Origin of the sequence: Polaribacter gochangensis (assembly GCF_046224025.1) — a bacterium.
Classification (GTDB): domain Bacteria; phylum Bacteroidota; class Bacteroidia; order Flavobacteriales; family Flavobacteriaceae; genus Polaribacter; species Polaribacter gochangensis.
Window position 1 is genome coordinate 837340 of sequence record NZ_JBJXRF010000002.1, and the last position, 11740, is coordinate 849079.

General features: G+C 31.0%; 14 protein-coding genes. 11 read left to right on the forward strand and 3 right to left on the reverse strand.

Annotation, left to right across the window (positions count from 1 at the left end; translation table 11 throughout):
• Positions 1-48: 48 nt before the first annotated feature.
• The 7 genes from ACEWL1_RS09100 to ACEWL1_RS09135 all read left to right on the forward strand — a co-directional run bounded on the left by ACEWL1_RS09100 (position 49) and on the right by ACEWL1_RS09135 (position 6114).
• The gene (locus tag ACEWL1_RS09100; protein WP_409232986.1) at positions 49-810 is read left to right on the forward strand and encodes a tetratricopeptide repeat protein; all 762 of its coding nucleotides are present in this window, start codon (positions 49-51) and stop codon (positions 808-810) included.
• Between the two features lie 5 nt (positions 811-815).
• Positions 816-1295: a 6,7-dimethyl-8-ribityllumazine synthase gene (gene ribH, locus ACEWL1_RS09105; RefSeq protein WP_409232987.1), complete on the forward strand. Its 480-nt coding sequence runs from the start codon at positions 816-818 to the stop codon at positions 1293-1295.
• A 122-nt stretch (positions 1296-1417) separates the two neighbouring features.
• On the forward strand, positions 1418-1693 hold the full coding sequence (locus ACEWL1_RS09110; RefSeq protein WP_409232988.1) for a riboflavin synthase subunit beta: 276 nt from the start codon (positions 1418-1420) through the stop codon (positions 1691-1693).
• 5 nt (positions 1694-1698) lie between these two features.
• Positions 1699-3513, forward strand: a complete 1815-nt coding sequence (mutL, locus tag ACEWL1_RS09115; RefSeq protein ID WP_409232989.1) for a DNA mismatch repair endonuclease MutL — start codon at positions 1699-1701, stop codon at positions 3511-3513.
• Positions 3514-3524: 11 nt separating this feature from the next.
• A complete protein-coding gene (locus ACEWL1_RS09120; protein WP_409232990.1) occupies positions 3525-4250 on the forward strand; it encodes a rhomboid family intramembrane serine protease in 726 nt (241 codons plus the stop codon).
• Positions 4251-5105, forward strand: a complete 855-nt coding sequence (locus ACEWL1_RS09125; RefSeq protein ID WP_409232991.1) for a rhomboid family intramembrane serine protease — start codon at positions 4251-4253, stop codon at positions 5103-5105. It abuts the gene before it with no gap.
• A 4-nt stretch (positions 5106-5109) separates the two neighbouring features.
• The gene (locus ACEWL1_RS09135; RefSeq protein ID WP_457770726.1) at positions 5110-6114 is read left to right on the forward strand and encodes an endonuclease/exonuclease/phosphatase family protein; all 1005 of its coding nucleotides are present in this window, start codon (positions 5110-5112) and stop codon (positions 6112-6114) included.
• 26 nt (positions 6115-6140) lie between these two features.
• Here the strand turns inward: ACEWL1_RS09135 and ACEWL1_RS09140 are convergent, their stop codons facing one another.
• Genes ACEWL1_RS09140 through ACEWL1_RS09150 form a run of 3 tightly spaced genes read right to left on the reverse strand, consistent with a single transcriptional unit; the run spans position 6141 to position 8158 of the window.
• Positions 6141-7310, reverse strand: a complete 1170-nt coding sequence (locus tag ACEWL1_RS09140; protein WP_409232992.1) for an NAD(P)/FAD-dependent oxidoreductase — start codon at positions 7308-7310, stop codon at positions 6141-6143.
• Positions 7311-7346: 36 nt separating this feature from the next.
• Positions 7347-7664 carry an antibiotic biosynthesis monooxygenase family protein gene (locus tag ACEWL1_RS09145; RefSeq protein WP_409232993.1) on the reverse strand — a complete coding sequence of 106 codons (318 nt, stop codon included), beginning with the start codon at positions 7662-7664 and terminating at the stop codon, positions 7347-7349.
• Complete coding sequence (locus ACEWL1_RS09150; RefSeq protein ID WP_409232994.1) at positions 7661-8158, reverse strand: GNAT family N-acetyltransferase; 498 nt, start codon at positions 8156-8158, stop codon at positions 7661-7663. The genes ACEWL1_RS09145 and ACEWL1_RS09150 overlap by 4 nt, the downstream gene beginning before the upstream one ends.
• Positions 8159-8197: 39 nt before the next feature.
• Between ACEWL1_RS09150 and mtaB the strand changes: the two genes are divergently transcribed.
• The 4 genes from mtaB to ACEWL1_RS09170 all read left to right on the forward strand — a co-directional run bounded on the left by mtaB (position 8198) and on the right by ACEWL1_RS09170 (position 11736).
• Positions 8198-9535, forward strand: a complete 1338-nt coding sequence (mtaB, locus tag ACEWL1_RS09155; RefSeq protein WP_409232995.1) for a tRNA (N(6)-L-threonylcarbamoyladenosine(37)-C(2))-methylthiotransferase MtaB — start codon at positions 8198-8200, stop codon at positions 9533-9535.
• A gap of 80 nt (positions 9536-9615) precedes the next feature.
• Entirely contained in the window at positions 9616-10275 is a 660-nt protein-coding gene (locus ACEWL1_RS09160; RefSeq protein WP_409232996.1) for an alpha/beta hydrolase family protein, read from the forward strand.
• 42 nt (positions 10276-10317) lie between these two features.
• Positions 10318-11220: a lytic transglycosylase domain-containing protein gene (locus tag ACEWL1_RS09165; RefSeq protein ID WP_409232997.1), complete on the forward strand. Its 903-nt coding sequence runs from the start codon at positions 10318-10320 to the stop codon at positions 11218-11220.
• 39 nt (positions 11221-11259) lie between these two features.
• Complete coding sequence (locus ACEWL1_RS09170; RefSeq protein WP_409232998.1) at positions 11260-11736, forward strand: hypothetical protein; 477 nt, start codon at positions 11260-11262, stop codon at positions 11734-11736.
• Positions 11737-11740: the final 4 nt, after the last annotated feature.

Here is an 11740-nt window from a genome sequence, read left to right on the forward strand (position 1 = left end):
AATCCAATAAAATAAACTATTTTTGCGCCTACTAATTTTTTAGCGAACATGGCAACATACAAGAAAAGAGGATCAAAACCAAAAGACAATAGAGCACAAGCTCAAGAACAAAGTGCAACTGCAGAAGTATTTAATACTTTAGACGAAACTGCATCAAGATCTGAGCAATGGATAGAAAAAAACAGCAAACCATTATTTTATGGTTTAGTGATTGTAGCTATCGCAATTTTAGGATATTTAGGATACAGTAAATATGTAATTGAACCTACTGAAAAAGAAGCAGCAAACGAGTTGTCTTTTCCAAGAAAATATTTTAACGAAGCTAATACTGTTTCTGTTGGTGTAGATTCTTTATTAAATTTAGGTTTAGAAGGAGCTGACGGGAAATATGGTTTTGTAGATATTGCAAATACATATAGTGGTACATCTGCTGGAAATTTAGCAAATTATTATGCTGGACTTTCTTATTTAAAATTAAAACAATACGATAAAGCCGTAGAACATTTAAGTAATTTTTCTTCGGATGATTTAGGAATTGGACCTGTTGCTTTAGGTGCAATTGGTGATGCTTTTGCAGACATCAACCAGTTTAATGATGCAGTAGATTATTATTTAAAAGCAACAAAAAAGGTAAACAACTATACTACCCCATTATTCTTATTTAAAGCAGCTCAGCTTTCAATGAATTTAAAAGATTATAGCAAAGCATTAACTTTATACAAAAGAATAAAAGCTGATTTTCCAACTTCTTATCAAGCTGGAGATATAGATAAATATATAAGTAGCGCAGAATTTGCTGCTAAAAACTAAGCTTTATGGCTACAACTAATTTATCCTATTACGATAAAGCAACAATCCCAAATGCGAAACCTTTTCGATTTGGGATTGTTGTTTCTGAATGGAATCCAGAGATTACAAGAAATCTTCAAAAAGGTGCCATTGAAACTTTAATTGATTGTGGCGCAATAGAACACAATATTGTTTCTTGGGATGTTCCTGGGAGTTTTGAATTGGTCTATGGTTGTAAAAAAATGATAGCATCACAAAAAGTAGATGCAATTATTGCAATCGGAAATGTAATTCAGGGAGAAACAAAACACTTCGATTTTGTTTGTGATGGTGTTACACAAGGAATTGTTGACTTAAATATACAATACGATGTCCCGGTAATTTTTTGTGTACTTACAGACAATACCAAGCAACAATCTATCGATAGATCTGGCGGAAAATTAGGAAACAAAGGAATTGAATGCGCTGTTGCTGCAGTAAAAATGGCAGCATTAAGACAGTTTTAACAAGATACTTTTTAACAATCCTTGACCACTTCTTTTTTATTCTGTAAATTTGACTCATAAGCTTATGTTGGTTTGATTTTTGTTATAAAAAAATCAATAATCTTAATTCACTTACATTAATTATGGGATTTTTAAAAAGAACACATAAAAAATTTGACTACAAACCTAGATTTTATCAAGGAGAAGGAAATCCTTATGAAATTAAACACAAGTTTGATGAATTTAGAACTACAACCGGAAAAAACAAAGGTTTAAAAACAAAGTTTGTTACTGCTTGGGATGAATTAAAAGCATCTAGAGGAAAAGGCGTAAACAAAACCTTAGTAACAATTATTGTTATTTTAACTTTCTTGTTTTTAGTCTTTATTGATTTTGATCTATCTATCTTTTTACAATAACATAGATGTCAGATATTATTCAATTATTACCAGATCATGTTGCTAACCAAATTGCCGCAGGAGAAGTTGTTCAAAGACCTGCTTCTGTTGTAAAAGAATTGTTAGAAAACGCTATTGATGCTGGTGCAACTTCTATCACTTTATTAATAAAAGATGCTGGCAAAACCTTAATTCAAGTGATTGATGATGGAAAAGGAATGAGTGCAACAGACGCTCGTTTGTCTTTTGAACGCCATGCAACTTCTAAGATAAAAGATGCACACGATTTGTTTAATATCAACACCAAAGGTTTTCGTGGAGAAGCTTTAGCTTCTATTGCTGCAGTTGCTCATGTAGAACAAAAAACAAAAGAAGAAGCAAATCAATTAGGAACTCAGATAAAAATTGAAGGCAGTAAAATTACTTCGCAAGAAGTTGTTTCTACTCCAAAAGGAACCAGTGTTTCTGTAAAGAATTTATTTTTTAATATTCCTGCAAGACGTAATTTTTTAAAATCGGATGCCATAGAAACACGTCATATTATAGACGAGTTTCAACGTGTTGCGTTAGCGCATCCATCCATTGCTTTTTTACTACATCATAATGGTAACGAGGTTTACAATTTGAAAGAAAGTAATCTTAGAAAAAGAATTGTTTCGGTTTTTGGAGCAAAAATGAATGAGAAATTGGTGCCGATTGATGAAAAAACAGATTTAATTTCTGTTCAAGGATTTGTTGCAAAACCAGAATTTGCAAAGAAAAAAAGAGGCGAACAATTCTTTTTTGTAAACGATCGTTTTATAAAGAGTTCGTATTTAAATCACGCAGTTGTAAATGCCTTTGATGGTTTGCTAGAAAAAGGTGCACATCCATCTTATTTTTTATATTTAACCGTTCCAACAAGTAGTATTGATATCAATATTCATCCAACAAAAACAGAAATTAAGTTTGAGAATGAAAAAGATATTTATGCTATTTTAAGAGCTACTGTAAAACATAGTTTAGGCCAATATAATGTTGCGCCAGTATTAGATTTTAATAGAGATAGCACGTTAGATACGCCTTATAATTTTAAGGCAAAAACCAATGCTTCTGCTCCAAAAATAACGGTTGACCCGAATTTTAACCCGTTTAAAACAGAGCAACAGAATCAGCCTCCAAAAGATGTTTCTTTTCAAAAAGATTCTCAAGATTGGGCAAATTTATATACGCCATTTGAAACTAGTGAAAGCACAAATCAAGAAGTTCTTTTTCATCAAGATGAAACTACAGAAACAGGAAAAACATTTCAAATTCAGAAAAAATATTTGTTAAGCTCTATCAAATCCGGAATGGTTTTAATCCATCAGAATTTAGCGCATCAACGTGTTTTATATGAAGAGTTTTTAGAAAGCATCACTGTAAATGAAGCATTGAGTCAACAATTATTATTTCCGGTGCATATTTCTTTTTCTAAAAGTGATATTGAAATGATTGACGCCATGAAAGCCGATTTAGAAAATACTGGTTTTTTATTCGAATCTATTTCTGAAGAAGCAATTGTTGTAAAAGGAATTCCGACTTCTATTACTGAAAGTCAAATTTCATTAATTTTAGAACAATTGTTAGACGACATGAAAATTGAAGTTCCAGCATCTAGTTTTAGTCATTTTGATGTGATGGCAAAATCATTTGCAAAATCATTAGCCATTAAAACCGGAACAACTTTAAATAGTAAAGAACAAGAAAATTTGGTGCACGATTTATTTTCGTGTAAAGAACCATCTGCTGCTCCATCCGGAAAAGCAACGTTTAAAACATTAACCATAAAAGAGATTGATGCTATTTTTAATAGTCATTAAAAAACATAAAAATGGGTAGAATTACAGAAGCAATAAAGCATTTAATTATAATTAACGTTATCTTTTTTGCAATTCCGGAGTTGATGAAATTAGACATCGCTCAATATCTTGCGTTGTATTTTCCTAAAAATGAAAACTTCGGAGTTTGGCAATATCTAAGTCATATGTTTATGCACGGAAGTTTTATGCACATTGCGTTTAACATGTATGCTTTGTGGGCATTTGGTACTCCGTTAGAACAAATGTGGGGGAAAAATAAATTTTTGTTTTTCTACTTTTCTGCCGGATTAGGAGCCGGAGTTATTTATACATTGGTAAATTATTATCAGTTTAATGGCGTGTATGAGCAACTAATAAATATGGGAGTTTCTAGTGCAGATATACAAAACATTTTAGATACTGGAAAATACAATGATGCTTTAATTACTTTAAGCAATAAAGAAATGAGCGAGTTTTACAGCTTGTATCATACACCTGCAGTTGGAGCATCTGGAGCAGTTTACGGAATTTTAGTTGCGTTCGGAATGACATTTCCTGATGCAAAATTAGCATTGATCTTTTTCCCTGTTCCGATTGCCGCAAAATATTTTATTCCTGTCATGTTATTAGGAGATTTATTTTTTGGAGTCACAAAATATTCTATTGGAAACATTGCTCATTTTGCGCATATTGGAGGCGCAATCATTGGATTTATCATTGCTTGGTATTGGAAAAAAAATCAATTTAGAATGCACTAAATGAGTTTAACAAATACATTACAAACCAAATTCAAATACGCCAATATTGTAGAGAAATTTATCTCAATCAATGTTGCTGTTTTTGTGTTGCTTTTTATTTTCAATACCTTAGGATATCTTTTTCAAGCAAAGAGTCCAATCGTAAACTGGTTTATTTTACCCGCAACTTTTGATGGATTCTTAACAAAACCTTGGACCATTATTACCTATGGTTTTGTACATGTCGATTTTTTACACATTCTAATGAATTTAATTTCGATGTATTTTATTGGTAATTTATTTATCCAATATTTTACACCGAAGCAGTTTATTTCCTTTTACATTTTAGGAACGTTGTTTGGCGGAATTGTATTTCTATTAAGTTATAACTTCTTCCCTGCTTTTACAGATGATCTTTCTAACAGTGTTTTGCTTGGTGCTTCGGCTGGAGTTTCAGCAATTTTTATCGGATTGGCAACTTATATTCCTAATTATCAATTTAAAATTCCGTTAATAGGCTTTGTAAAATTATGGCATTTGGCAGCAATTTGGGTGCTGTTAGATATTATTCAAATTCCCACAGGAAATGCTGGCGGAAGATTGGCGCATCTTGGCGGAGCGTTATTCGGATTTTTGTATGTGAGTAAAGCCAGTACTACAGAAATTACTATTTGGAGTAAATTAAAAGGTATGTTTTTTTCAAAAAATAATCCTTTAAAAACAGTTTACAAATCGAAAAAATCAGCTCCCAAAAAACAAGCAAACACCACGTATAAGCAACAGAAAATAAATATTATCTTAGATAAGATCAGTAAATCTGGTTACGATACCTTGTCAAAAGAAGAAAAAGACTTTTTATTTAAACAAGGAAAATAAAAAAATGAAAAAGAAATCTTTTTTTGATAAATTATTTTTTCTTCTGAATTCCTTATTCGCTGCATTATTATTGCTGTCTTACCTTTTACCTTATATTTCTCCAAAATCATTTTCAGTATTTGCAGTAATCAGTCTTTTTGTGCCAATTTTATATATTATAAACTTTCTGTTTTTTATTTATTGGCTTCTAAAATTAAAAAAACAACTAATTTTATCTACACTTGTTTTACTTATTGGTTGGCTTAGTTCTGCTCCTTTTTATAAGTTTTCTAACGATAAAGAAACGCAAGAAAACGATTTAAAAGTGATGAGTTATAATGTAAGATTGTTTAACTATTACAAATGGAATGATGATGAAAACCTGGCAAGTAAAGCATTTGATTTTATCAATAGTGAAAGCCCTGATATTTTAGCTTTACAAGAGTTTTATGCATCGCCAGAAATTAGTTTTAGTTATCCGCATAAATACATAAAATCAAAAAGCAATAAATTTGGGCAAGCAATTTATTCTAAATATCCAATTATTAATTCTGGTTCTTTAGATTTTAAAGACAGCGGAAACAACATTATTTATGTTGATATTTTAAAAGATAAAGACACCATTCGTGTGTATAATATTCATTTAGAATCTTTAAGTATCAATACAGATAAAGAATATTTTGGTGAAGAAAACAATCAAAAATTATTGGGAAGATTCCAAACAGCTTTTAAAAAACAAGCCATACAAACAGAGCAGTTTTTAGCTCACGAAAAAAACTGGAAAGGCAAAAAAATAATTTTAGGAGATTTTAATAACACCTCCTATTCTTGGGTGTACCGAAAAATTAAATCTGATAAAAAAGATGCGTTTGTAGAAGCTGGAGTAGGTTTCGGAAAAACATTTAACTACTCTTTTCCGATGCGAATTGATTATATCTTAACAAGTGCAGATTTTGAAATTAACCAGTTTACAACCTTTGATAAAAAATACTCAGATCACTTCCCTATTCTTGCTAGAATTAATTGGTAAGAAAATATTTTTTTAAGCTCAAATCATTAATAGCTTCTCTTCTCAATTATCTTGAATGTGCTGCGCTCAACTATATTCTTCAATAAAAAAGTTATACCCGAAAATAACCGTTTAAATCTTGCTAAACGAAGTGCAAACTGACTAAAAGCTAAAAGTTTTCCAAATTCATTTTTAAGATCAGCTTCATAGTTTTTTAGTGCAGATTCAGAAAAATCATTAGTTCTCAAACATCTTTCTATATGTTTAGCGGCAATAATTCCAGACATCATCCCAGTTCCAACACCTTCTTTATAAAAAGCATTTGCCAAACCTGCAGCATCACCAACTAATAAAAATCTATTTCCTGTAATTTTTTTATCACCAAAATGAAATGGAATTGTCCATCCGCGCCAAGAACTCACTTTTGTGGCATTCGTAAACCGATGTTTTATTTGTTTGTTCGATTTTATTATTTCTTCAATTTCGTCAACTAAACTAATTCCATTTTTCTTAATTCGATCTGCTCGTCCTCCCAAACTTATATTAACTTGACCGTCTGCTAATGGAAAAACATAAAAGAATAAAAGTGTATTTTTATAAATCATTCTAACTTCTGCTTCATTTCCAGAAGGCAAATCTTTAACATTTGTAAAATACGCAGTAACAAAAGTTGACATTAATTTTAAATCCGTTTTGTTTTCCGCTAATTTTCTAGAGACAATTGACTGCGCTCCATCAGCTCCAACTACTAACTTTGATAGAATCTCTGTACCATTTTTTAGCTTTACAACAATTCCATCCAATTGCTTTTTTACACTTTTTACTCCATTTCCAAAATCTTGATGTGCATATTTCTTTGATAAACGTTTTACCAAGAAATCATCAAAATCGATGCGTTTTGCATACGAAATAAGCATGTCTCTATCTTTACTTTCTTTAAACTCTAAGTGAACATCAGCATTTAAATGCAATTTAATTTTTTTGCTATGTAAAAACTTTGGATGTTTAAGAAAATCTTTAAACAAATCATTCCCTAAAAGTTTCATCGATTTATAAGCATATAGAATTAAACCATCTCCACAAGTTTTATCTCGGGGAAAAGTAGATTTATCAATAATATAATGTGAAATTTGCAGCTTTGATAACATTAAAGATGTTGCTACACCTGAAGGTCCAGCACCAATAATACAAACATCTGTTTTTTCAATTTGACTCATATTACCAACAAATTTAAGGTAAAAACCTTTCTAAAACTATTTAATAAAACCATATTCTCGTTCTACTTTACAAATTCTAAGTTGGTATTTTTGATACCATTTTGCTCTTCCTAAATTTCTAACTTCTGTGTGTTCAATATTGTTTTTCCATAATGTAATGGCTTCTAAACTTTCCCAATAAGAAACGGTGATTCCAATTTGATTTCGAGCAGATTCAATTCCCAAATAACCAGACTGTTGTTTTGCTAAAGCTTCCATGCGTTCAGCTGCTTCTTGATAGCCTTCAAGATTATCTGTCATTATCGTTGAAAATATGACGGCGTAATAGGGTGGTTTTAAATCATCAACAATCATAAGTACAATTGGTATTTAGTTTCTGGTAATTGCAAATCTTCAGCGATTTGCTTTTTTACACATTTAAAATGGAGTTTTTCTAATATTTTATGTGAAGCAATATTTACATCAACTGCATAAGCTATTAACTTTGTAAAATTCTTGTTTCTACAATATTCAATTAATCCTTGACACACTTCCGTACCATAGCCATTGCCCCAATATTCTTGTAAAAATCGATATCCAATTTCGTCATCATTTTTACTTTTAACCAACGCTACTGTTCCAATAAAAACTGCATCACTTTTTCTTTCAATTGCATAAATCCAAAAGTCATTATTTACTTTATCATATTTAGAAATTAAATCATCTAACTCTAAAGTATGTTCTTGTAAACTCTTTGTAACTCCTGTTGCATATTGCATCACCTGCGGATTACTTTGCATTTTATGAAATGCCTGTAAATCTGTTTTTTTTAACTTTCTAACAAGCAAGCTATTTGTTTCAAAAATCATAAAGAATATTGTATTTTTGCATCTTTCAAATGTACAGGAATGAACGCAGATAAAAAAGTAGCTTTTTATACCTTAGGTTGTAAATTAAATTTTTCTGAAACCTCAACAATTGCACGTAATTTTGTAAACGAAGGTTTCGAAAGGGTTGAGTTTGATGAGAAAGCTGACATCTATGTAATCAACACCTGTTCGGTTACTGATAATGCGGATAAACGCTTTAAATCGATTGTAAAATCGGCTTTAAAGCAAAATGAGGAAGCTTTTGTTATTGGCGTTGGATGTTACGCACAACTAAAACCAGAAGAATTAGCAAATGTTGATGGCGTAGATTTGGTCTTAGGCGCAACAGAAAAATTTAATGTAACCAGTTACATCAACGACCTAACAAAAAACGATATTGGCGAAGTACATTCTTGCGAAATAGAAGAGGCTGATGCTTATGTTGGCGCGTATTCAATTGGCGATAGAACACGTGCATTTTTAAAAGTACAAGATGGTTGCGATTATAAATGTACCTATTGTACGATTCCGCTTGCACGTGGAATTTCTAGATCTGACACGGTAGAAAATGTCTTGCAAAATGCCAAAGAAATTTCAGAAAAAGGCATCAAAGAAATCGTGTTAACTGGAGTAAACATTGGAGATTACGGAAAAGGTGAGTTCGGAAATAAAAAGCACGAACATACTTTTTTAGAGTTGGTAAAAGAATTGGATAAAGTAGACGGAATTCACCGATTGAGAATTTCATCCATAGAACCGAATTTACTAAAAGACGAAACGATTGATTTTGTTTCAAAATCCAACATTTTTGTTCCGCATTTTCACATTCCGTTGCAATCTGGTAGCGACGAATTGTTAAAAAAAATGAAACGACGTTATTTACGTCAAACCTATACAAATAGAGTTGAAAAAATTAAAGAAGTGATGCCAAACGCCTGTATTGGTGTCGATGTTATTGTTGGCTTCCCTGGAGAAACAGAGGAACTATTTCTAGAAACCTATAACTATTTAAACGAGTTAGACATTTCATACTTACACGTTTTTACCTATTCTGAAAGACCAAATACTGAAGCTGTTCATTTAGACGGAGTTGTTCCTAAAAAAGTGCGTGCAAAACGCAGTAAAATGTTGCGTGGTTTGTCGGTAAAAAAACGCAGAGCTTTTTACGAAAGTCAGTTAGGAAACACAACAAAAGTATTGTTTGAAAGCGAAAATAAAGAAGGTTATATCAACGGATTTACAGAAAATTACGTAAAAGTAAAATCGCCCTGGAATCCTGCATTGGTAAATACCATTCACGAAATTACGTTAACCAATATTGATGAAGACGGTTTGGTTCGATTTGATTTTGTAAAAGTAAAAGCATCATTGGTTTAAATATTTATAAGCAATGTCATTCCTATTTTTACAGGAAAACAAAATTGAATTTCACACCGTATTTATCACTATATTAAAGGATGTCTAAAACTCATATTTATTTTGTTCCTGGAATGGCTGCTAACAGTAAGATTTATGAATATCTTACGTTAGATAAAACACTGTTCGAATGTCATTTTTTAGAGTGGAAAATTCCGCTTTCTAGAGACGAAAGCATAGCATCGTATGCACAAAGAATGTGTGATGAGATTTCTCATAAAAATCCGGTATTAATTGGTGTTTCTTTTGGAGGCGTACTTGTTCAAGAAATGAGTAAAATCATCGCAACTAAAAAAGTCATTATTATTTCTAGCATTAAAAGTAATCAAGAACTTCCAAAGCGTTTAAAACTGGTTGAAAAAACAAAAGTTTACAAACTGTTTCCAGCAAAGTTTATCGAAAATATAGATACGTATGTAAATCTATTTTTAGGTGATTATCAGAAGAAAAAATTCCAAACCTATAAAAAATACATGTCTGTTAGAAATGCAGAATATTTGCATTGGGCAATAGTAACTATTTTACATTGGCAACAATCAAAACCTATAGAAAACATTGTGCATATTCATGGTTCTAGAGACAAAGTTTTCCCGATAAAACACATAAACAATTGTATAGAAATCGAAAACGGAACGCATGTAATGATTATCACAAAAGCAAAGAAAATAACTTCCGCTATTAGTCAGGCTTTAATTTGTTAATGCGTACTAGTTTTTATACTTTTATAAAAACATTTTTTCACCATGACAAAACCGACAAGATATTTATCAATTTTTAGTATTTTAATTCTAACTGTTGTTTTTATCAACGCGATAAACACCTCAAAAATTCAACCTCAAAAAAACACCAGCGATACCTATAAAATTAAAGCCTTAAAATTATCGCCAGATTTAAATTTAGCAGGAGAAAGAGTTCCGTTAGAAAAACCGGATATTAGAGAACGAATGGATAGAGAATTGTTGGTAAATACTTATTGGCAATCTAATGGATTGTTGTTATTAAAAAGAGCCAATAAATACTTTCCTATTTTAGAACCTTTGTTAAAAAAATACGGCTTACCTGATGATTTTAAATATTTAGCTGTTGCCGAAAGTGCTTTAATTGATGAAACTTCTTCTGCTGGAGCAGCCGGAATGTGGCATTTTATGAAGGCAACCGGAAAAGAATACGGGTTGGAAATCAACAGAAATGTTGACGAACGTTATAATATTGAAAAATCTACCAAAGTTGCCGCAGAATATTTAAAAAAATCAAAAGAACGTTTAGGAAGTTGGACCTTGGCAGCAGCTGCGTATAATGCAGGAAACTACGGAGTTGCCAAACGATTAGAAACACAAAAAGTAACGAGTTATTACGACGTATTATTACCTGACGAAACAGAACGTTATGTGTTTAGAATTATCGCTTTAAAAGAAGTATTATCGAACCCAAAAGCATACGGTTTTATCTTTGATGAAAACGATTTATATACACTCCCAAAAACTAGAATTGTAAAAGTAGACACAGTAATTACCAACATTGCCAATTTTGCAAAACATTTTGGGATCAACTACAAAGAATTAAAATTACACAATCCTTGGTTGCGAGAAAATAAACTGAATAACAAATCTCGAAAAATGTATGAGATTAAGATTCCGGTGGAGTAATTATTACTTTTAGTTTTTTGGATATTCATAAATGAAAATTTGAATAAAACCATCTACATAACGTTAATTCTTATATTTTTGATAAGTTGTGATGAAAACAAAAATATATCAGAAATTAAAGATTATGTTAAAGAAGTAGAAAATCGTTCTGACTTAAATGAATCAATAACTGAATTTATTACTGAAAATTTAACAGAAGAAAATATTGGTGGAACTTCAATATATGAGTTGACCGACAATAAAAATAAACTCTACCGAATAATTACTCAAACATCTCTGCCAAATGATTCTATAACAAATTTTGAATTTTATTACAAAAATGAGAAATTGATTTTTGCTAAAGTTTTACAATTTTCAAATAACTGGTCAAAATTAGATACAATCAGAAATAGTGAGTTGTTTTTTCATAATAACCAACTGATTAAACAAGTAAACATTAATCCAAAAGGTATAAATTCTGATTATATAAAATCACTTGCAGAGTCTTTTACAATTAAAGGGCTTGGAACTGAATAAAGTA

Excerpts from the sequence above, each read along its gene's own strand:
- ACEWL1_RS09100 (WP_409232986.1), top strand. The coding sequence starts at position 49 with ATGGCAACATACAAGAAAAGAGGATCAAAACCAAAAGACAATAGAGCA.
- ribH (WP_409232987.1), top strand. The coding sequence starts at position 816 with ATGGCTACAACTAATTTATCCTATTACGATAAAGCAACAATCCCAAAT.
- ACEWL1_RS09110 (WP_409232988.1), top strand. The coding sequence starts at position 1,418 with ATGGGATTTTTAAAAAGAACACATAAAAAATTTGACTACAAACCTAGA.
- mutL (WP_409232989.1), top strand. The coding sequence starts at position 1,699 with ATGTCAGATATTATTCAATTATTACCAGATCATGTTGCTAACCAAATT.
- ACEWL1_RS09120 (WP_409232990.1), top strand. The coding sequence starts at position 3,525 with ATGGGTAGAATTACAGAAGCAATAAAGCATTTAATTATAATTAACGTT.
- ACEWL1_RS09125 (WP_409232991.1), top strand. The coding sequence starts at position 4,251 with ATGAGTTTAACAAATACATTACAAACCAAATTCAAATACGCCAATATT.
- ACEWL1_RS09135 (WP_457770726.1), top strand. The coding sequence starts at position 5,110 with ATGAAAAAGAAATCTTTTTTTGATAAATTATTTTTTCTTCTGAATTCC.
- ACEWL1_RS09140 (WP_409232992.1), bottom strand. The coding sequence starts at position 7,310 with ATGAGTCAAATTGAAAAAACAGATGTTTGTATTATTGGTGCTGGACCT.
- ACEWL1_RS09145 (WP_409232993.1), bottom strand. The coding sequence starts at position 7,664 with ATGATTGTTGATGATTTAAAACCACCCTATTACGCCGTCATATTTTCA.
- ACEWL1_RS09150 (WP_409232994.1), bottom strand. The coding sequence starts at position 8,158 with ATGATTTTTGAAACAAATAGCTTGCTTGTTAGAAAGTTAAAAAAAACA.
- mtaB (WP_409232995.1), top strand. The coding sequence starts at position 8,198 with ATGAACGCAGATAAAAAAGTAGCTTTTTATACCTTAGGTTGTAAATTA.
- ACEWL1_RS09160 (WP_409232996.1), top strand. The coding sequence starts at position 9,616 with ATGTCTAAAACTCATATTTATTTTGTTCCTGGAATGGCTGCTAACAGT.
- ACEWL1_RS09165 (WP_409232997.1), top strand. The coding sequence starts at position 10,318 with ATGACAAAACCGACAAGATATTTATCAATTTTTAGTATTTTAATTCTA.